The sequence below is a fragment of the Streptomyces sp. CB02261 genome (assembly GCF_001905665.1).
GTDB lineage: Bacteria > Actinomycetota > Actinomycetes > Streptomycetales > Streptomycetaceae > Streptomyces.
The window spans coordinates 437,167-456,223 of sequence record NZ_LIVX01000004.1 but is presented as its reverse complement, the minus strand read 5'-3'; the positions used below and the strand labels follow the sequence as shown (position 1 = coordinate 456,223).

The 19,057-nt window shown below is 73.1% G+C and carries 16 protein-coding genes and 1 pseudogene; 10 read left to right on the top strand and 7 right to left on the bottom strand.

Annotated elements, in window-relative coordinates:
• Nucleotides 1-138: 138 nt before the first annotated feature.
• The 9 genes from AMK29_RS15465 to AMK29_RS15425 all read left to right on the top strand — a co-directional run bounded on the left by AMK29_RS15465 (nucleotide 139) and on the right by AMK29_RS15425 (nucleotide 10,255).
• On the top strand, nucleotides 139-1,077 hold the full coding sequence (locus AMK29_RS15465) for a carbohydrate ABC transporter permease (RefSeq protein WP_073813089.1): 939 nt from the start codon (nucleotides 139-141) through the stop codon (nucleotides 1,075-1,077).
• Complete coding sequence (locus AMK29_RS15460; RefSeq protein WP_073813086.1) at nucleotides 1,074-1,994, top strand: carbohydrate ABC transporter permease; 921 nt, start codon at nucleotides 1,074-1,076, stop codon at nucleotides 1,992-1,994. Before AMK29_RS15465 ends, AMK29_RS15460 begins: the two co-directional genes overlap by 4 nt.
• Nucleotides 1,991-3,184, top strand: coding sequence for a Gfo/Idh/MocA family protein (locus AMK29_RS15455; RefSeq protein WP_073813084.1), 1,194 nt, complete (start codon nucleotides 1,991-1,993; stop codon nucleotides 3,182-3,184). Before AMK29_RS15460 ends, AMK29_RS15455 begins: the two co-directional genes overlap by 4 nt.
• On the top strand, nucleotides 3,181-4,026 hold the full coding sequence (locus tag AMK29_RS15450) for a PmoA family protein (protein ID WP_073813081.1): 846 nt from the start codon (nucleotides 3,181-3,183) through the stop codon (nucleotides 4,024-4,026). The genes AMK29_RS15455 and AMK29_RS15450 overlap by 4 nt, the downstream gene beginning before the upstream one ends.
• Nucleotides 4,023-5,564: a glycoside hydrolase family 43 protein gene (locus AMK29_RS15445; RefSeq protein WP_241845377.1), complete on the top strand. Its 1,542-nt coding sequence runs from the start codon at nucleotides 4,023-4,025 to the stop codon at nucleotides 5,562-5,564. The genes AMK29_RS15450 and AMK29_RS15445 overlap by 4 nt, the downstream gene beginning before the upstream one ends.
• A 96-nt stretch (nucleotides 5,565-5,660) precedes the next feature.
• Entirely contained in the window at nucleotides 5,661-6,998 is a 1,338-nt protein-coding gene (locus AMK29_RS15440) for an ABC transporter substrate-binding protein (protein WP_073813078.1), read from the top strand.
• Nucleotides 6,995-7,801, top strand: a complete 807-nt coding sequence (locus AMK29_RS15435; RefSeq protein WP_073813075.1) for a rhamnogalacturonan acetylesterase — start codon at nucleotides 6,995-6,997, stop codon at nucleotides 7,799-7,801. The genes AMK29_RS15440 and AMK29_RS15435 overlap by 4 nt, the downstream gene beginning before the upstream one ends.
• A complete protein-coding gene (locus AMK29_RS15430) occupies nucleotides 7,798-9,093 on the top strand; it encodes a pectate lyase family protein (RefSeq protein ID WP_073813073.1) in 1,296 nt (431 codons plus the stop codon). Before AMK29_RS15435 ends, AMK29_RS15430 begins: the two co-directional genes overlap by 4 nt.
• A 25-nt stretch (nucleotides 9,094-9,118) precedes the next feature.
• Nucleotides 9,119-10,255 (top strand): pectinesterase family protein, encoded by a 1,137-nt coding sequence (locus AMK29_RS15425; protein WP_073813070.1) that lies wholly within the window; start codon nucleotides 9,119-9,121, stop codon nucleotides 10,253-10,255.
• 49 nt (nucleotides 10,256-10,304) lie between these two features.
• Here the strand turns inward: AMK29_RS15425 and AMK29_RS15420 are convergent.
• The 3 genes and pseudogenes from AMK29_RS15420 to AMK29_RS15410 all read right to left on the bottom strand — a co-directional run bounded on the left by AMK29_RS15420 (nucleotide 10,305) and on the right by AMK29_RS15410 (nucleotide 12,914).
• Nucleotides 10,305-11,803: pseudogene (locus tag AMK29_RS15420) on the bottom strand (carboxylesterase/lipase family protein).
• A gap of 71 nt (nucleotides 11,804-11,874) precedes the next feature.
• Nucleotides 11,875-12,573 carry a permease prefix domain 1-containing protein gene (locus tag AMK29_RS15415; protein WP_073813067.1) on the bottom strand — a complete coding sequence of 233 codons (699 nt, stop codon included), beginning with the start codon at nucleotides 12,571-12,573 and terminating at the stop codon, nucleotides 11,875-11,877.
• Nucleotides 12,570-12,914, bottom strand: a complete 345-nt coding sequence (locus AMK29_RS15410) for a PadR family transcriptional regulator (RefSeq protein WP_073813064.1) — start codon at nucleotides 12,912-12,914, stop codon at nucleotides 12,570-12,572. The genes AMK29_RS15415 and AMK29_RS15410 overlap by 4 nt, the downstream gene beginning before the upstream one ends.
• 95 nt (nucleotides 12,915-13,009) lie before the next feature.
• On the opposite strand from AMK29_RS15410, the gene AMK29_RS15405 reads away from it, so the two are divergent.
• Nucleotides 13,010-13,489, top strand: coding sequence for a DUF2269 family protein (locus AMK29_RS15405; RefSeq protein ID WP_073813060.1), 480 nt, complete (start codon nucleotides 13,010-13,012; stop codon nucleotides 13,487-13,489).
• A 15-nt stretch (nucleotides 13,490-13,504) separates the two neighbouring features.
• Here the strand turns inward: AMK29_RS15405 and AMK29_RS15400 are convergent, their stop codons facing one another.
• The 4 genes from AMK29_RS15400 to AMK29_RS15385 all read right to left on the bottom strand — a co-directional run bounded on the left by AMK29_RS15400 (nucleotide 13,505) and on the right by AMK29_RS15385 (nucleotide 18,873).
• Nucleotides 13,505-14,173 carry a hypothetical protein gene (locus AMK29_RS15400; protein WP_073813058.1) on the bottom strand — a complete coding sequence of 223 codons (669 nt, stop codon included), beginning with the start codon at nucleotides 14,171-14,173 and terminating at the stop codon, nucleotides 13,505-13,507.
• Nucleotides 14,173-14,712 (bottom strand): SigE family RNA polymerase sigma factor, encoded by a 540-nt coding sequence (locus AMK29_RS15395; RefSeq protein WP_073813055.1) that lies wholly within the window; start codon nucleotides 14,710-14,712, stop codon nucleotides 14,173-14,175. Before AMK29_RS15395 ends, AMK29_RS15400 begins: the two co-directional genes overlap by 1 nt.
• Nucleotides 14,693-15,766, bottom strand: a complete 1,074-nt coding sequence (locus AMK29_RS15390; RefSeq protein WP_073813053.1) for a LacI family DNA-binding transcriptional regulator — start codon at nucleotides 15,764-15,766, stop codon at nucleotides 14,693-14,695. The genes AMK29_RS15395 and AMK29_RS15390 overlap by 20 nt, the downstream gene beginning before the upstream one ends.
• 194 nt (nucleotides 15,767-15,960) lie before the next feature.
• On the bottom strand, nucleotides 15,961-18,873 hold the full coding sequence (locus AMK29_RS15385) for a glycoside hydrolase family 48 protein (protein WP_073813050.1): 2,913 nt from the start codon (nucleotides 18,871-18,873) through the stop codon (nucleotides 15,961-15,963).
• Nucleotides 18,874-19,057 lie beyond the last annotated feature (184 nt).

Genomic DNA, 19,057 nt, shown 5'->3' with positions numbered 1-19,057 from the left:
CCCGCACGCCCCGCCGGCCGCAGCCGCGCCACGCGCCCCCGACCGGGCCGTCTCGCGCGCGCCGCCCGCACCCCGTCCGACCTGTCCACGTCTCGAACGTCGTTCGCGAAGCGCTTCACCGAGAACGGAGCCGCCGTCATGGCCTCAGCTGTGACCCCACCGCCCCAAGCCGTCGCGGCACGGGGGCCCCGCCGCACGGGAGCGGCCCCCCGCCGCCTGCCGTACCTGCTGATCGCCCCCGCCGGACTGCTGATGCTGGGCTTCATCGCCTACCCGGTGCTCAGCGTCTTCTACTACAGCCTCCAGCACCACAACCCCACGAAGCCCTGGCGGAACGGCTTCGCCGGCCTGGAGAACTTCACCCGGATCTTCACGGAGGACCCGCACTTCTGGGGCACGCTGACCTTCAGCCTCAAGTGGGTCGTCGTCGAGGTGACGCTCCAGCTCCTCTTCGGTCTCGCGCTGGCCCTCATCGTGAACCAGACGTTCGTGGGCCGCGCCCTGGGCCGGGCCCTGGTCTTCTCGCCGTGGGCCGTCTCGGGCGTGCTCACCTCCGCGATCTGGGTGCTGCTCTACAACTCGCAGACGGGCATCAGCCGTTACCTGGCGGACATGGGCCTCGGCACGTACGGCACGTCCTGGCTCTCCGACACGGCCACGGTGTTCCCCGCGGCGATCGTCGCCGACCTCTGGCGCGGGGTGCCCTTCTTCGCCATCCTCATCCTGGCCGACCTCCAGTCCGTGCCGAAGGACCTGTACGAGGCGGCCGAGGTCGACGGGGCGGGCCGGGTCCGCCAGTTCGTCCACATCACCCTGCCCCACATCCGGGACGCGATCGTCCTGTCGACGCTGCTGCGCGCGGTGTGGGAGTTCAACAACGTCGACCTGCTGTACACGCTGACCGGCGGCGGCCCCGCGGGCGTGACGACCACGCTGCCGCTCTACATCGCCGAGACCAGCGTCGAGGCCCACAACTTCGGATACGCCTCCGCCCTCACCACGGTGGCGTTCGTGATCCTTCTCTTCTGCTCCGTGATCTATCTGCGCCTGAGCAAGTTCGGAGGCGACGGCAAGTGACAGCCGAGTCCACCCTCAGCCCGGCCCCGGCCGGCGCGACCCCGCAGCGGGCCGCGCAGCCGCCCGACCGGACCCCGCCCGCCGCCGCCCGCGCCAGGCGCAGGGCCTGGGACGAGGTGCCCCGCTGGCAGATCTATCTGCCCCTCGGGATCTACCTCCTCTTCACCCTGGTCCCCTTCTACTGGATCCTGCTCTTCGCCGTCCGGCCGACCGGCTCCACCTCGCTGCTGCCCTGGCCGATGACGACCGCGCACTTCGAGAAGGTGTGGAACGAGCGCAGCTTCGGCGTCTTCTTCCAGAACAGCCTGCTCATCGGCGTGGCGGTGCTCATCAGCACCACCGTCGTCGCGCTGGCCGGCGGCTACGCGCTCGCCCGCTTCGACTTCCGGATCAAGAAGGGCTTCATGCTGGCCCTGCTCTGCTCCCAGTTCGTGCCGGGCGCCCTGCTCCTCGTGCCGCTGTTCCAGATCTTCGCCGAGCTGAAGATGATCAACTCCCTGGGCAGTGTCATCATCGCCGAGACGGTGTTCCAGCTGCCGCTGTCGATGATCCTCATCAGCGGGTTCATCAGGAACGTGCCGTACTCCCTGGAGGAGGCGGCCTGGGTGGACGGCTGCAACCGCTTCAGCGCCTTCCGGATCGTCGTCCTTCCGCTGCTGAGGCCCGGTCTGGTCGCGGTCGGCTCCTTCGCCTTCGTCCACGCCTGGAACCACTTCCTCTTCGCCCTGATGTTCCTCAGCAGCCAGGACAAGCAGACGATCCCGGTCGGTCTGAACACCCTCATGGGCGCCGACAGCGTCGACCTCGGGGCGCTCGCGGCGGGCGGCGTCATCGCCGCCGTCCCCGTCGTCATCGTCTTCGGTTTCATCCAGAAGTGGCTGGTCACCGGGTTCAGCGCCGGGGCGGTGAAGGGATGAGCGGCGGCCGGCCGGACCGCGCGGGCGGTACCACCACGCGCACCCCGCTGCCCGTCGTCCTCGCGGGCGCCCGCGGCCACGGCCGCAGCCACCTCCTCAACATCCGCCGGCTCGAGGAGCGGGGACTCGTCCGCCTGGCGGGGGTCTGCGAGCTGCGTCCGCTCGACGCGGCCGAACTCGACGGCATCGGGGACCCCGAGCAGTCCGCCGACCTCGAAGCGCTGCTCGCCTCGACCGGCGCCCGGATCGCCGTGCTCAGCACCCCCATCCAGACGCACACCGACATGGCCCTCACCGCGGCCCGGCACGGGGCGCACATCCTCCTGGAGAAGCCTCCCGCCCCGTCGTTCGCGGAGTTCCGCAGGATGACCGAGGGTGTCGAGGCGGCCGGGGTGGCCTGCCAGATCGGCTTCCAGTCGCTCGGCTCGCACGCCGTGCCCGCGATCCGCCGCCTCGTCGAGGAGGGCGCGATCGGTGAACTCCTCGGTGTCGGCGCGGCAGGCGCCTGGGTCCGCGACGAGGCGTACTTCCGGCGCTCGCCCTGGGCGGGACGGCGGCGGCTCGGTGCGGCCGACGTCGTCGACGGGGTGCTCACCAACCCCCTCGCGCACGCCGTCGCCACCGCGCTCGCGCTGGCCGGCGCCGACCGGGCCGAGGACGTCGCGCACATCGAGACCGAGCTGCTGCGCGCCCACGCCATCGAGGCCGACGACACCTCGGCGGTACGGGTGGTGACCTCGGCGGGCGTCCGGGTGACGGTCGCGGTGACGCTGTGCGCCGAGACGTCCTCGGAGCCGTACGTGGTCGTCCACGGCAGCCAGGGCCGGATCACGTTCTGGTACCGCCAGGACCGGGTCCTCGTGCAGCGTGCCGGGCACGGCCCGGTGGAGACCGAGTACGGCCGCACCGACCTCCTGGAGAACCTCGTCGCGCACGTCACCGACGGTGAGGCGCTGTGGGTGCCGCCGGCGGCGACCGGCGCGTTCATGCGGGTGGTCGAGGCGGTACGGACGGCCCCCGACCCACGGGAGATCCCCGCCGCGCACTGGCACACCGAAGCGGGCGACAGCGCGCCGCGCCGGGTCGTCGACGGCGTCGACACCCTGGTGGACGCGGCCGCCGACGAGCTGAGGCTGTTCTCCGAACTCGGCGCCGTCTGGGCGCCGCCGGCCCGGGCGGAGGTCCGATGACACCGGAGGACCCGACGGTCCTGCGCTGCGCGGGCCGCGCCGTCGCCCGCTACACCACCCGGCCCGAGCTCGCCCCCGACCACTCCCCCCGGCCGTACCTCCACCCCGTCACCACCCTCGGCGGGCGGCCGGTGACCGAGACGGTGCCGGAGGACCACCGGCACCACCTGGGCGCCGGGGTCGCCGTCCCCGATGTGGCGGGCCACAACTTCTGGGGCGGTCGCACCTTCGTCCGCGGCCGCGGCCCGGTCGCGCTCGACAACCACGGCGTGCAGCGGCACGACGGGTTCAAGCTCCGCGACCCGGACGGTTTCGTGGAGGAGCTGAGCTGGACGGCCGGCGGCCAGCGGCTCCTCCGTGAGCACCGTACGGTGGCGGCGGTCGCGCTCACCGACTCCGCCTGGGCGCTCGACCTCACGTTCTCCCTCACCAACACCTCGGGCCGGGACCTGTCGATCGGCAGCCCGGCGACGAACGGCCGGCCCGGCGCCGCGTACGGCGGCTTCTTCTGGCGTGCGCCGAAGGAGCCGGCGGCGCCCGTGGTGTTCGGGGCGGACGCCGACGGCGAGGAGGCGGTGCACGGGGTCCGCTCCGACTGGGTGGCGCTGGCCGGCGAGGGCTGGACCCTGGTGTTCGCCGGGGCGACCGCGCGGACCCGTGAGGACCCGTGGTTCGTCCGTGCCGCAGAGTATCCGGGGGTCGGCTCCTCGCTCGCCCACGCGGAACGGCTCGCGGTGGCGGACGGGGAGACCTGCGTACGGCGGGTGGTGACCGTCGTCGCCGACGGCCGGCTCGACCGGGACGGCGCCGCGGCCCTGGTCCGCAAGGCGGTGGCGTCGTGAGCGCGGCGACCGTCACCGGGGACCTGGGCGACGGCACGTACCGCAATCCGGTCCTCGCGGCCGACTGGTCCGACCCGGACGTGCTGCGGGTGGGCGAGGACTACTACCTGACCGCGTCCAGCTTCGGCCGGGCTCCCGGCCTGCCGCTGCTGCACTCCCGGGACCTGGTCAACTGGACGCTGGTCGGCCACGCCCTGGAGCGGCTCGAACCGGCCGCCGCGTTCACGGAGCCCCGGCACGACCGAGGGGTGTGGGCGCCGTCGCTGCGGCACCACGACGGGCGCTTCTGGATCTTCTGGGGCGACCCCGACCACGGGATCCACCAGGTCAACGCCCCGTCCGTACGGGGGCCCTGGTCGGCGCCGCACCTGGTGAAGGCGGGCCGGGGGCTGATCGACGCCTGCCCGCTGTGGGACGAGGAGTCGGGCGAGGCGTACCTCGTGCACGCCTTCGCCAAGTCCCGGGCCGGCTTCAACAACCGGCTCGTCGGACACCGGATGAGCCCGGACGGCACCAAGGTGCTCGACGAGGGACAGGTCCTCGTCGACGCCGACCGGATCCCCGGCTGGTTCACCCTGGAGGGCCCGAAGCTGTACCGGCACGAGGGCCGGTTCTGGATCCTCGCGCCCGCCGGGGGCGTGGCCACCGGCTGGCAGGGGGCGTTCCGGTCGCGGTCGTTCTTCGGCCCGTACGAGGAGCGGATCGTCCTCGCGCAGGGCGACACCGACGTCAACGGCCCCCATCAGGGCGGCTGGGTGCGCACCCAGCGCGGCGAGGACTGGTTCCTGCACTTCCAGCAGGCGGGCGCGCACGGCAGGATCGTCCACCTCCAGCCGATGCGCTGGCAGGCGGACGGCTGGCCGGTGCTCGGCGACGGCGGCGCCCCGGTCCGGGTGCACCGCAAGCCGGATCTGCCGGAGCAGCCGCCCGCGCGGCCGGCCGTGGACGACACGTTTCCCGGCGGGCGGTTCGGTCGCCAGTGGCAGTGGACCGCCAACCCGGTCGAGGGCTGGGCCAGTCAGCACGCGGGGGACGGTCTGCGTCTCGGCTGTGTGCGGTCGGACCGGCTCGACGATCTGCGGACCGTGCCGCACGTGCTCACCCAGCGGCTGCCGGCCGGGGCCCTCGTGGTCGAGGTCGGGCTGCGGCTGGACTCCGGGGCTCCCGGGGCCCGCGCGGGGCTCGTCGTCCTCGGCGACGCGTACGCGTGGATCGGCCTGGAGCGGGCCCCGGACGGCACGGCCCGGCTGGTGCACCGCTTCGCCCCGGCCAACGCCGACCGGGAACGGGACGCGGCGCACGCGCTGCCCGTGTCCGGGGACCGGGTCCTGCTGCGGATCGAGGTCACGGCGGACGCGCGCTGCCGGTTCTCGTACTCCTCCGACGGCGCCGGCGGGCCGGTCCGGCTCGGGCCGGAGTTCGCCGCCACGCCCTGGCGCTGGGTCGGCGCGCTGCTCGGTCTGTTCGCCGGGGCGCCGGCTGGCGCGGGACATGCCGGGACGGCCGTGTTCTCCGCGTTCCGCGTCACCCCCGCCTGAACGTCCTTCCCCCCTGGGCGTCCCCGACGCCCTCCCGTACCCCCACGTCACATCCCCCGTAAGTCCCCGCAACACCCCGAGAGAAGAGAGCCGACGATGACCATCTTCCCCGGCGGACGGCGCAGAGCCGCCCTCGCCCTCGCCCTGTCCGGTGTCCTCGCCCTGACCGCCACCGCCTGCGGTGACGACGGCAGCGGCGCCGGCGACAAGGGCACCGAGGGATCGGGCAAGGGAAAGATCACCTTCTGGGACAACAACGGCGGTGTCCGCACCGACGTGTGGAAGGAGATCATCGCGGACTTCGAGAAGGCGAACCCCGAGATCGACGTCGAGTACGTCGGGATCGCCTCCAAGGAGGTCCAGTCCAAGTACGACACCGCGATCCAGGGCGGCGGCCTGCCGGACGTGGGCGGCGTCGGCGCGGCGATGCTCGCGGGGATCGCCGCGCAGAACGCCCTGGAGCCGCTGGACGCGCGGATCGAGGCGAGCTCGCTCAAGGGCAAGCTGAACACCGCCATGGTCACGAGCGTCACGGCGGCGGGCGGTCAGGACAAGCTGTTCACCGTCCCCACCTCGGCCAGCAACGGCGTCCTCTACTACCGCACCGACCTGTTCAAGGCGGCGGGGCTGCCGGCGCCCACCACCTGGTCGAAGTTCTACGCGGCGGCCGAGAAGCTGACCGACACCGACAAGAACCGCTTCGGCTACACGATCCGCGGCGGCGCGGGCTCGATCGCGCAGGCCCTGGACGCCATGTACGGCCAGAGCGGCATCACCAGCTTCTGGAACGGCGAGAAGACCACCGTCAACGACCCGAAGAACGTGGCGGCCCTGGAGAAGTACGCCGGCCTGTTCAAGCGGACCACCCCGGCCGCCGACGTCAACAACGACTTCACCAAGATGGTCGCCCAGTGGGACAGCGGCCAGATCGGCATGCTGAACCACAACCTGGGCTCCTACCAGGACCATGTGAAGGCGCTCGGCACGGACAAGTTCCGGGGCATCCCCAACCCGACGCTCGACGACGGCACCCGGGTGCAGGTCTCCAACCCGGTCGACGGTCTCGGCATGTTCTCCACGAGCAAGAACAAGGCCGCCGCCTGGAAGTTCATCGAGTTCGCGGCCTCGCACGCGTCCAACAGCAAGTGGAACAAGTCGGCCGGCGCCATCCCGGCCAACACGGACGCCGCCAAGGACCCGTGGCTCCAGGAGTCCGAGCCGACCAAGCTGGGCGCCGAGGTCCTGTTCAGCGGCGAGGCCACCATCGTGGAGCTGCCGTACTACCTGCCGGACTGGAACTCGATCTCCAAGGCGGAGAACGAGTCCGGCTTCCAGAAGGTCCTGCTCGGCACGACCACGGCCAAGGCGTTCCTCGACCACCTCGCCGAGCAGCTGAACGCGGCGCAGGCCGAGTGGCAGCAGCAGAACCCGTGAGCGTAGGCCGCCGCGCGGTCGTCACGGCCGGGGCGGGTCTCGCGCTCGCCCTGGCCGGGGCTCCCCCGGCCCGTTCCCAAGGACACCCCCGTATGCGCACCCTCTTCCTCGCGGGCGACTCCACGGCCGCCCAGAAGTACGCCGACGCCGCACCCGAGACCGGCTGGGGCATGGCACTCCCCTTCTTCCTCCACCGGGGCGTACGGGTCGCCAACCACGCCGTCAACGGGCGCAGCACCAAGAGCTTCCTCGACGAGGGGCGGCTCGACGCGATCCTGACGGCGATCCGGCCCGGCGACCTGCTGCTGGTGCAGTTCGGCCACAACGACCAGAAGGTCGCCGACCCCTCCCGCTACACCGAACCGTGGACGACCTACCAGGACAACCTGCGGGTCTTCGTCGAGGCCGCGCGGTCCCGGGGCGCCCTCCCGGTGCTCGCCACCTCCGTGGAGCGGCGGAAGTTCGACGCCGACGGCGGCGCCCAGAGGACGCTCGGCGCGTACCCGGCGGCGATGCGGGAGACCGCCCGCGCGTCCGACGTCCCGCTCCTCGACGTCGAGGCCCTGTCGCTGGCGCTGTGGCAACGGCTCGGCCCCGAAGCGACGAAGCCGTACTTCAACTGGACCGAGACCGAGCAGGACAACACCCACTTCAATCCGCTGGGCGCGATCGAGGTGGCCCGTCTGGTCACCGCCGAGCTGCTCCGCACCCATGTCCTCGCGCCGCGTGAGACGCGCCGCCTGGACGACGGGATCCCCACCGACCTCATCACCTGGCCCGATGCCGAGGAGAACCGTCCATGAACCGACGCAAGCACCTGGGAGTGGTGGCCGCGACCGCGCTCGCCCTGACGGTCACCGCCCCCGTGGCCGGCGCCCACGCCGGCCACCGGCCCGGCGCCGACCCCGCCCGCGCGACCCTGCCGTCCGGTGACGGCTGGGCGTCCACGGGGACCGGCACCACCGGAGGGGCCGCCGCCGACGCCTCCCGCGTCTTCACCGTCACCACCTGGGAGGAGTTCCGGGCCGCGCTCGCCGTGCCGGGCACCGAGCCGAGGATCGTCAAGGTGGTGGGCACGCTGAACGCGACCGCCGCCGGCTGCGCCGCCTTCGAGGCCCCCGGCTACGACTTCGCCCGCTACCTCGCCGACTACGACCCGGCCGTCTGGGGGTACGAGAACACCGTCAGCGGCCCCCAGGAGGAGCTGCGGGCCGCCTCCGCGACCGCCCAGGGCGAGGCGATCAAGGTCAAGGTGCCGTCGAACACCACGATCTCCGGTGTCGGCAAGAGCGCCGGGATCACCGGCGCCAGCCTCCAGGTGCAGGGCGTCGACAACGTCGTGATCCGCGACCTCACCCTGGAGAGCCCCCTCGACTGCTTCCCGCAGTGGGACCCCACCGACGGCGCGACCGGGGCGTGGAACTCCGAGTACGACAGCCTCGTCGTGTACGGCTCCAGCCATGTGTGGATCGACCACAACACGTTCACCGACGGGGCCCATCCGGACAGTTCGCTGCCCTCGTACTACGGGGAGGTCTACCAGCAGCACGACGGCGAGCTGGACATCGTGCGGGGCGCGGACCTCGTCACGGTGTCCTGGAACGTCTTCGCCGACCACGACAAGACCCTGATGATCGGCAACAGCGACAGCGCGGGCGCCACCGACCGGGGGAAGCTGCGGGTCACCCTCCACCACAACCTCTTCAGGAACGTGATCGAGCGGGCACCCCGGGTCCGGTTCGGTCAGGTCGACGCGTACAACAACCACTTCGTGGTGCCGAGCACGGCCTACGCGTACAGCCTGGGCATCGGGCAGGAGTCCCAGCTGGTCGCGGAGAAGAACGCGTTCACGCTCGCCGCGGGCGTACCGGCCGGGAAGATCCTGAAGAAGTGGAAGGACGCGCCCGTCACCACCGTCGGCAACTACGTGAACGGCAGGCCGGTGGACCTCCTCGCCGTCCACAACACGGAGTTCCCCGGGGAACTGCTGCGGGCCGACGCGGGCTGGACTCCCGTGCTGCGCACCCGGGTCGACCACCCGAGGGCCGTGCCCTGGCTGGTCGGTCTCCGCGCGGGCGCCGGCCGTTCCCGCTGAGCTTCCCCTTCCCAGGAGGACCCGCATGTCCCCGTACCCCGTCGGAGCCGTCCCAGGACGCCGCTCCCTGCTCCTGGGCGGCGCCGGAGCCGCGCTCGCCCTCGCTCTGCCGGCCGCGCCCGCCGCGGCCTCGCCCCTGCCGCGCCGCCGCCCCTTCGGCCGGTTCGGTTCGCCCGCCGACCGGCTCACCGGGCGGACGCTGTACGTGCACCCCGGCGGGCTCGGCGACCACACGACGGTCCAGGCGGCGGTCACCGCCGCGGACGGCCCCGGCTGGACCCTGGTGCTCGCCCCCGGCACGTACCGGGAGACGGTCGCCGTCGGTGCCACCCGGACCGGCATGACCTGGATCGGCGCGAGCGGGGACCCCCGGGACGTCGTCGTCGTGTACGCCAACGCGGCCGGGACGCCCCGGCCGGAGGGCGGCACATACGGCACCTCCGGCTCCGCCACGACCACCGTCCAGGCGGACGGCTTCACCGCGCAGGGGGTCACCTTCGCCAACGACTTCCTCCGCACCGACCTCCCGGGGAACCCCGGTACCCAGGCGGTCGCCCTCAAGGTGCAGGGGGACCGGTCGGCCTTCTTCCACTGCCGCTTCCTCGGCCACCAGGACACCCTGTACGCCGACTCGACGGCGCTGTCCGCCTTCGCCCGCCAGTACTTCGCGCACTGCTTCGTGGAGGGTGACGTCGACTTCGTCTTCGGCCGGGGCACCGCCGTCTTCGAGCACTGTCACTTCCGGGCGCTGCTCCGTCCGGACCTGGCGTCGGCGCCGCACGGTTTCGTCTTCGCCCCGTCCACGGCCCGGGCGAACCCGTACGGGTTCCTGGCGGCCCGCTGCCGGGTCAGCAGCTCGGCACCGGACGGCTTCTACAAGCTGGCCCGGCCGTGGGTCCCCAGTTCGGACCTCACCGCGCGGCCGTCCCTGGTCGTCCGGGACAGCGTCCTCGGCGCGGGCGTCGACGCCGTGGCCCCGTACGCGAACATGCGGGAGACGTTCCCGTGGCAGGAGCAGCGGTTCGCCGAGTACCGCAACTCCGGTCCGGGTGCCGTGATCGGCGTCCCGGAGAACCGTCCGCAGCTCACCCCGGCCGACGCGGCCACCGTGACGGCGGCGGCGTACCTGGGCGACTGGGTCCCCCGGCGGCCCTGCCGCTGACGGGGACACCCCCCACCGGACCCCGCGCGGGGTCCGGTGGTCTCGCCTGTCACGGACACGGCAGGGGGAATCGGACCTCGGCCCACAGGGCGCGGGGCGCCGCGGGGACGTCGGCGGCCGGAGGTCGGTGCGCCACGTCCTGATGTGGGTGGCGGAGTCGTCGACGGCCGGCCAGCCCGGGTCCCCGGTGGCCGCGAAGTCGGCCCAGGCGCGCACCATGCGGTGGGCGAGCCCGTGGTCCTCGGGGGTGGGGGCGCCTCCGACGAGGAAGGCCATGGCCTCCGTGCCGACATTGCCGAAGGCGAAGGGGATGTCCGCGCAGTGCCAGGCCCGCACGGCCCCGTCCGGGCCGTGCCGTCGGCGGTCGAAGCGCGCGAGGAACGTCCGGCCGCCGGCGCGGGCGTGCCGCTCGGCGAGCCGGTGGGCGTACTCGACGAACAGGAGGTCACCGAAGACGGCGAGGTAGACGTCGAGCACCGGCGCTCCGGGCAGCGCGGCGCGGTAGCCGGCGGGGAGGCCGTCGGGGAGGCCGAAGTCTCCTGCGAAGCGGGCCAGTTGTTCTTCCGTGGTGACCTTGGCGCTGCTGCCGACGGCGTCGAGGAGCCGGTACTCCTCCGTGGTGTGGCAGACCAGGAGGTCGATCCCCCGGCTCAGTCCCGCGGCCATCCCGGTGAGGGGGTCGGTGGGCAGGACGTCGCCGTCGAGGACGGGGGCGTAGAGCCCGGGGTCGTAGTGCCGGGAGCCGGAGGACGGATCGCGCCGGTAGGTGTCGACGACCGCGTCGGAGGCGAGGACCAGGGCCTGGGGGCTCGCGGACGCGAGGCCCTCGGGCGTGGCGGCGCAGCCGGCCGCCGCGGCCACCTCGCGGGTGGTCGCGACGGCGACGTCGAGGGGGTAGCAGGGGCTGGCGGGGCTGTGGAGGACGGCCCGGCGGAACAGACCGCGAGCGCGGTCCATCACCATGAGGCAGGCGACGGAGGCGGCTCCTGAGGAGTGTCCGGCGAGCGTGATCCGGTCGGGGTCGCCGCCGAACGCGGCGATGTTCTCCCGTACCCAGCGCAGGGCCGCGATCTGGTCGAGCAGGCCCCGGTTGTCGGGGTGGGCGGTGGTGCCGTCGGCGGGGATGTGGCCGAAACCCTCGAAGCCGATGCGGTAGTTGAGGGTGACGACGACCAGACCGGCGCGGGCGAGCGCGTCGCCGTCGAAGTCGGGCTGGGCGGAGGAACCGAAGGTGTAGGCGCCGCCGTGGATCCAGACCAGGACGGGCAGGGCGCCGCCGTCCGGGGCGGGCGTCCAGATGTTGACGGTGAGGATGTCCTCGTCGCCGGGTGACCACGCGGGCGAGCCGGGCAGCTCGGCCGACTGCGGGGCGATGGGGCCGAAGGCCGTGCAGTCCCGTACGCCGGTCCACGCGGACGCCGGGGCGGGCTCCCGGAACCGGTCGGGGCCGAACGGCGGGGCGGCGTAGGGGATGCCGAGTACGGCGACGACGTCGGCGGAGGCCCGGAAGCCCCGCACCGCGCCGTGGGTCGTCCTGAAGATGTCCATGGCCTCAGCGTGTCAGCGTGACCTGGGACGACTCCAACACCAAGATCACGAAGATTCACGCACTCATGATGTCAATGCGCGGGGACGGACCGGGACTTCGGCGCCGACAGGCGGGCGCACCGGCGGCAGGCGCGGGCCGAGGCCGCCACCGCCGCGTGGGAGGCGGCCGCGAGGACGCCGGCGCACGCGAGCAGGGGCCGGTTCTCGGCGAGGGCGGCGGCGGTGGCCAGCGCGAGCGTCGTGACCGCCATGGCGATGCCGGCGGTGGTACCGGTCCAGGCGACCAGGAGCGGCAGGCGGCGCGGCGTGGGCGTCCGGCCGGTGAAGGCGCCGGTGACGGCGAGCGTCGCGCCGGCGAGCAGGGTGGCGACCACCGCGACGCCCGCCGCGTTCACGGCCAGGAGCTGGGCGGCGCGGGAGACCGGGCCGGACGGTGCGGGGTCGTGGGCGCCGGCGAGAAACCAGCAGGCGACCAGGACGGGTGCGGTGAGGGCGACGGACCGGGCGGTGTGCCGGGCCTGGGCGAGCGTCAGCTCCCGCTGGCAGCCGGGCACGAGCTCGTCGACGGTCCCGAACTCCCGTACCGCCGCCCGGAACGCGTGGCGGCGGGGCAGCCCCCGGTCGGCGTGGGCGTCCGTGGTGTCCAGGAGGCCGCCGCGGATCTCCTCGACCATGCGGGCCTTGGCGCGGGCCGGTCCGTGCAGGGCGGCCGCGAGGTCATCGGCGTACTCCCGGACGAGGTCGGTGTCGCCCTCGACGCCGGCGGTCATGTGGCGAGCCCGGGCGGCGGCGTGACGGGGTTCAGGACCGAGCCGATCGCGGCGGTGAACTCGTTCCACGCGGTCCGTTCGCCGGCCAGCGTGCGGCGGCCCGCGTCGGTCAGCTCGTAGGCCCGCCGCCGCCGTTCGCCCGAGGACTGCCAGCTGCTGCTCAGCAGACCGGTCCGCTCCAGCCGGTTCAGCGCGGGATAGATCGTGCCCGTGCGCAGTTCGAGGACACCGCCGCTGCGCTGCTGCACCGCGGCGATGATCGCGTAGCCGTGCAGCGGGCCTGGTTCGAGCACCGCGAGCAACAGTCCGTCGAGGTGCCCTCGCACCGCATCCGCCTTCATGGGGGCAGCCTACCCAAGAGACAGGTAGGCAGTGTATGTATTGGCGCTGTACGTATTGGCAGCCAACATATTGAACCGAGCCGGAGGCCCGTGCCGTGACCAAGTTCCTGCTGTCCGTCCACGTCCTGGTGGCGATCCTCACCGTCGGATCGATCGCCGTGGCCGCGTCGATGTTCCCGCGCCAGGCGCTGCGGGCCTGCCGCGGCGAGGGGCCGGACGGCTCTCCGGAGGGGCTCGGGACGGCCGTGCTCCTGCACCGCGTCTGCTCCGTCTACGCCGTCGCGGGGGTCGTCGTGCCGGTGTTCGGGATCGCCACGGGCGCCCGGCTCGGCGTCCTGACCGACGCCTGGCTGATCGCCTCGCTCGTCCTCACCACGATCGCCGCCGCCCTCCTCGGGCTGGCCGTCCTGCCCGGCCAGCGGCGCCTGCTCGCCCTGGCCGAAGGCCCTTCGACCGAGGAGCAGGCCCGGCCAACGGCGACCCGGCTGGCGATGCTCACCGGCGTCTTCAACCTCCTCTGGGCGATCGTCGTCGTCCTGATGATCGTCCGCCCCGGCTCCACGACGGGCGCGTGACCGCACCCCCGGCGGTCACTTCGGGGAGGCCCCGAAGCCGCCCCGCAGCGTGGACCGGCCGCCGTCGCCACCGGTGAGGACCACGGTGTACGTGTCGGCCGAGGCGTCCCGTACCCCCTCGGCGTGGTTGTACTGGCCCGCGAAGACATGGGGGCCCGGCGGGACCGTGCGGCCCGGCCTGAGGGTCCACCGGTAGACCAGGACCCCGGCCTCCTCGGTCACCGTCACGGTGAAGTCCTCCGCGGGGCGGGTGCGCCAGTGGCCGGTGCTCACCACGCCGGGGGTGCGGGCGATCCGCAGTTCGACGGCGAGCCCGCCGACCGGGGTGTCCGTGGTCACGGCGAGTTCGCTCTGCGCCCACCAGCGGTTGCCGCCGGGGGCGATCGAGGCGGTCACCCGCGCCACCGGACCGGGCGCGGGCAGCGTCGTGGCGGGCCCGGCGGGCCGTTCCCCCAGGGTGGTCGCCGCGAGGCCGCCGAGGCCGACCACGGCGGCGACGGCCGCGGTCACGGCGACGACCGCCGTCCAGCGCCGGCCGCTCCACCGGCCGGCGGGCCGGGGCGGCCGGGCCACCGGGGCGGGCGCGGCGAGGCCGCGTTCCACCCGGGCGAGCATGCGGGCGTGGTCGGGCCGGTGCGCGAGCGCCGCCTCCCGCAGCTCGCGGCGGAGCCGTGTCTCGTCCATCAGCGCCTTCCCGCGGCGAGTTCGGAGGCGGCCCGGGGACCGAGCGACCGCTGGAGTTCCGCCATGCCCTTGGCGGTCTGGCTCTTGACCGTACCGACCGAGACGCCGAGCGCGAGGGCGGTGTCGCGCTCGGAGAGGTCGAAGGCGTGCCGGAGGACGACGCAGGCGCGCTTGCGGAACGGCAGGGCCCGCAGCGCCGCCCGGACGTCGAGGACGGCGGGGACGTCCGGGTCCTCGGTGTGGTCGGGGCGCCGGTCCCAGAACGCGGCGATGCGGCGCCGCTCACGGACGGTGCCCCGGATCCGGGTGCGGACGAGGTTGGCGACGACGCCCCGGGCGTAGGCGGCGGGGTGGTCGGCTGCGCGGACCCGGTCCCAGCGGTGCCAGAGGGCGAGCATGGCGTCGGCGGCGAGGTCGTCGGCGGCGTCGGTCTCACCGGTCAGCAGATGGGCGAGCCGGGCGAGTTCGGCGTAGTGGCGCTCGAAGAAGGCCCGGAACTCCGCCGCGCTGTCGCCGGTCTCAGTGTCCGCCGTGGCCATGACGGTCCTCGGTGCGGGCGGAGGGGACGCCGGGCGCGGCCGGCCCCGTGCTGGCGCGGGCGGTGAGGCGGGGCGCGATGAGTTCCGTACCCCGGGGCTCCTCCCCCGCGAGCCGCCGGACGAGCCGCTCGACGGCGAGCCGCCCTATCTCCCGCGCGGGTACGGACACGGCGGTGAGCGGTACGGAGGCGTGGAGCGCGATCTGGTCGGGGCAGATCGCGACGACGGAGACGTCCTCGGGCACGGCGCGGCGCTGGTGGCGCAGGAGCGCGAGCAGCGGTTCGACGGCGGCCTCGTTCTGGACGACGAGGCCGGTCGTGCCGGGGCGTTCCTCGAAGATCCGGGTGACGGCGGCGGTGACGGCCGCGTAGGTGCCGTCGACGGGCCGGTGGAGCAGCCCGACGCCGTGGGCGCCGGCGGCGGCGCGCAGGCCGGTGAGGGTGCGGGCGGCGAAGCCCGTACCCCGCTCGTACACGGCGGGCGGTTCACCGAGGACGGCGATCCCGGTGTGGCCGAGCCCGGCGAGGTGGTCGACGCAGCGGGCGCCGGCGGCCTCGAAGTCGAGGTCGACGCAGTCGAGTCCGGCGGTGTCGGCGGCCTCGGCCGACTCGGTGGGGAGCCCGATGAGGACGGAGGGCCGCGCGGCCTCCCGGAGGCAGGGGAGCCGGGGGTCGTCGATCCCCACGTCCATGACGATCATGGCGTCGGCGATGGCGCTGCCCTCGACGCGGCGGACGGCCTCGGGGCCCTCCTCGCCGGTGAGCAGCAGGACGTCGTAGCCGTGGGAGCGGGCCGTGGTGGTGACGGCCATCGCGATCTCCATCAGGACCGGCACGTAGAGACCGGTGCGGAGCGGCATCATCAGGGCGAGGATGCCCGTCCGGCTGCTGGCCAGCGCGCGGGCCCCGGCGTGCGGCCGGTAGCCGAGGGTGTCGATGCTGTGCTGGATCCGCTCGCGGGTGGCCGCGGAGATGGAGCGTTTGCCGCTCAGCACGTAGCTGACGGTGCTGGCCGACACCCCGGCGTGGCGGGCGACATCGGCGAGGGTGACCACGTGCGCGCTCCTCGGCAGATTCCCGGTGCTCCGGGCGTCCGGTGCCCGTCGGTGATTCGGACCCCGACCCTAAGCGGCCGCTCGGGAAACTGTCCAGGCGGGGCCGGGTCATGGGGCGTATCGGGACCGGGCGGGCCCCTCGCGGGGTCCGCCCGGTCTCGTCGTACGCGGAGCGTCTCCGAGCGGGGCGGCTGCTATTCGAGCAGCTCCGCGTACGAGCCCATGGCCAGGGCGATGTCCGCCTGGGCCCAGAACCGGTGGTACGTGAAGACGGGGGCGGCGCCGCCCGCCAGGTAGGCCTCGATCTTCGGCCAGGCAGGGTCGTCCTGGTAGAAGCTGCGGATCGAGGCGAAGGTGGAGGTGTTGTTCACGGTGTCGCCGTTCGGCATGACGCCGGTCCAGCCGCTCGGCACGTACACCGGGTCGTCGAAGCGGTTGTAGTCGGCGCGGGTCTCCTCGACGGCGATGCCCAGCGGGTCCTGGTGGTGGTCCCACATGCCGTCGAGCAGGGCCTTGGCGACGCGCTTGGCCTCGGCGTGGCCGGACTTGGCCGCGTAGTAGGTGAGTGTCTTGGCGTAGGCGGCGGCCACGCCGACGTCGTTCGTGTAGTCGGCGACGGTGACGTGCAGACCGGCGTTGGCACCGGGGTCGGCCGCGTTCCAGGTGTCGGGCTTGCCGGACCACTGGAGGGTGGAGGGGATGCGGTAGGTGCCGTCCGGGTTGATCGTGGTCTTGGACAGCGCCCAGGAGACCCACTTGTCGAGGACGGTCTTCGCCTCGGCGTCACCGGTCTGCTGGTAGTACTCGGCGACCCGCTCCATCGACCAGGCCTGGAAGCCGAACCACTGGTTGGACGCCGGGTCGTGGTAGACGGGCTTCTCGTCGTAGTACATGCCGTGGAAGGTGGGGGTGCCGGCCGGCGGGGTGGCGTAGCGGCCCTGCCAGCTGTTGGTGGCACCGCCCGCGATGGCGCCCTCGTCGGACTGCAGCCAGCGGTAGAACTCCAGCTGCCGGTCGAGGCTGGTCGCCCAGTCCGCCTGGCCCGTCGCCGACTTGGGCTTGAGCGGGGCGTAGGAACTGAGGGCGTAGGCGGCCAGCGGGTTCTGGTAGCCGCCGTGGGCGTGGCTGGATCCGATGCGCCAGGACCAGCCGGCCGAGGTGTCGGTGGCCCCGCCCCAGGCGTAGTACCAGGACATCAGGTAGTGGGCGCTGTCCTTGCCGGTGCCGGCCGGGCAGGCGGTCGGGCCGACGCAGTTCCCGACCTTCTTGAAGTACTTGTCGAACATGGCGTACCGCAGGTAGTCGCCCATCTTGGCGGCCTTGCCGACGGTCGCGGAGACCTGGGTGCCCTTGCCCTGCTGCTTGGCCCAGAGGTCGGCCCAGTAGGCGGCCTGGACGGCGCGGGCGTCGGCGTCGGGGGCGTTGGTGAACTTCCACTGCTTGGCGTAGGAGGCGTCCCCGGTGAAGAGGTCCAGGTAGCCGTTCTTCCCGCCGTAGGTGAAGTTGTCACAGGTCGGGTGGGTGACGGTCTCCCAGACGGACTCCTGCGGGCCGCGCTGGAAGGTGTTGATGTACGAGGGGCCGGTCGCCGTCGGACCCGCGGAGCACTTCCCGGGCTCGTTGCCGAAGCCGTAGACGTTGTCGACGTCCTGGATCCAGTGCATGCCGTAGATGTCGTCGGTGCCGTAGGCGCTCTTCAGTTCGGCGGCGATCGGGTCGGGGCCGGAGGCCGCGCCGGAGTCGAGCCGGGCCGGGTACTGCGAGGGCAGGTCCCACTCGGGGGCGTACGTCGCCGGCTTCGAGGCGTTGTAGGAGCCGGTGGTGGGCTGGTCGGCGTGGGTGGGGATCATGAACTTCTCCATGGTGTCCCAGGCGCCGTTGAACTTGGTCCAGTCACCGGTGATCTTGCCGTACATGGCCTGGAGCCAGATCAGGTAGCTGTACGCCTCCGAGGTCGTCTCGTGCCCGTGGTCGGGGGCCTCGACGATCAGGGTCTCCACGGAGTGGTACGGGATGCCCTCGGGCGAGAAGTAGCCGTTGGCCGGGGCGGTGATCTTCCCGTGGAGGTCGAGGAAGCGCGCGTCGTACGTGGAGTCCGCGGCCAGCTGGGCGACGGTCACCTCGGCCTTGGCGTGGCCGGGGGCGGACGCGGTGAAGACGGCGGAGCCGGTGCCGGTGGCCGCGGCGGCGACGGTCACCTTCTGGGCGGTGTTCCAGTTCGCCGGGGTGAAGGTGAGCGTGGCGGGGGTCGCGGTGAGGTTGGTGTTGCCGGAGGTACGGGCAACACTCACCGTGACGTTCGCGGTCGGCGCGGTGGAGAGCTTCAGGTCGAAGGTGCCGGTGGCGCCCTGGCGCACGCCGAGTTGGGTCGGGGAGGCGACGAGCGCGGGTCCGGCGGCGACGGTGATGCCGACGGGGGCCGACTCGGCGGAGGCGCCGAGGCTGTCGTAGGCCTTGGCGTAGAGGGAGTGGGCCCCGGTGGCGAGGCCGGCCGCGCTGTGGGTGAAGGGCGCGGTGGTGTCGGTGCCGAGGAGCGTGGTGTCGCTGTAGAACTCCACCTTGGCCACGGTGGCGCTGTCGGCCGCGGCGGCGGTGGCGGCGAGCGGCACCGCGTCGCCCTGACTGTAGACGGCTCCGGCGGTGGGGCTGGTCAGGACCGCGACCGGCGGCTGGTGCGCGCCCGTGCAGGGGGTGCCGTTGACGGCGAAGGAGGCGGGTGCGGCGTTGGTCCCGCTGTAGGTGAACTGGGCGCCGGTGGTGACGGCCGCCCCGGCGGCGACCGTGCGGTTCCAGGAGGCGTTCGTCACGGTGACGTTCTTGCCGGACTGGGACCAGACGCCGCTCCAGCCGTTGGTGAGCTTCTGGTCACCGGCGTAGGAGTAGGTGAGCGTCCAGCCGTCGAGGGCCGTGGTGGCCCGGTTGGTCAGCGTGAGTTCGGCGGTGAAGCCCGAACCCCAGTCGTTGGTCTTGTAGTCGACGCTGCACTGGACGGCGGCGGCCTGGGCGGTGGTGGCGCCGACGGCCAACAGGCCGAGGGGGAGGGAGAGCGCCGCGGCGAGGGCGGTCAGCGGTCGGCGCGGTCTCGTTCTTGCTCGTGGGCGTGGCATGCGGGTTGTTCTCCTCGCGGCTCGTGAGGCGGGGGAGCGAAGAGCGGAAGGTGCATGGAGACAAGCTCTGAACCAGTGGGAGCGCTCCCACTGTGCAGTTGGGACGCAACGGCGTCAAGGTGCGCGAAGAGTCGAAGGCAATCGACGAAGGAATTTACCCAACCCCTCTTTTGCTTGGCGTCAG

Coding starts and splice junctions, on each gene's coding strand:
- AMK29_RS15465 (WP_073813089.1), top strand. CDS start 139: ATGGCCTCAGCTGTGACCCCACCGCCCCAAGCCGTCGCGGCACGGGGG.
- AMK29_RS15455 (WP_073813084.1), top strand. CDS start 1,991: ATGAGCGGCGGCCGGCCGGACCGCGCGGGCGGTACCACCACGCGCACC.
- AMK29_RS15450 (WP_073813081.1), top strand. CDS start 3,181: ATGACACCGGAGGACCCGACGGTCCTGCGCTGCGCGGGCCGCGCCGTC.
- AMK29_RS15440 (WP_073813078.1), top strand. CDS start 5,661: ATGACCATCTTCCCCGGCGGACGGCGCAGAGCCGCCCTCGCCCTCGCC.
- AMK29_RS15430 (WP_073813073.1), top strand. CDS start 7,798: ATGAACCGACGCAAGCACCTGGGAGTGGTGGCCGCGACCGCGCTCGCC.
- AMK29_RS15425 (WP_073813070.1), top strand. CDS start 9,119: ATGTCCCCGTACCCCGTCGGAGCCGTCCCAGGACGCCGCTCCCTGCTC.
- AMK29_RS15415 (WP_073813067.1), bottom strand. CDS start 12,573: ATGACCGCCGGCGTCGAGGGCGACACCGACCTCGTCCGGGAGTACGCC.
- AMK29_RS15410 (WP_073813064.1), bottom strand. CDS start 12,914: ATGAAGGCGGATGCGGTGCGAGGGCACCTCGACGGACTGTTGCTCGCG.
- AMK29_RS15400 (WP_073813058.1), bottom strand. CDS start 14,173: ATGGACGAGACACGGCTCCGCCGCGAGCTGCGGGAGGCGGCGCTCGCG.
- AMK29_RS15395 (WP_073813055.1), bottom strand. CDS start 14,712: ATGGCCACGGCGGACACTGAGACCGGCGACAGCGCGGCGGAGTTCCGG.
- AMK29_RS15385 (WP_073813050.1), bottom strand. CDS start 18,873: ATGCCACGCCCACGAGCAAGAACGAGACCGCGCCGACCGCTGACCGCC.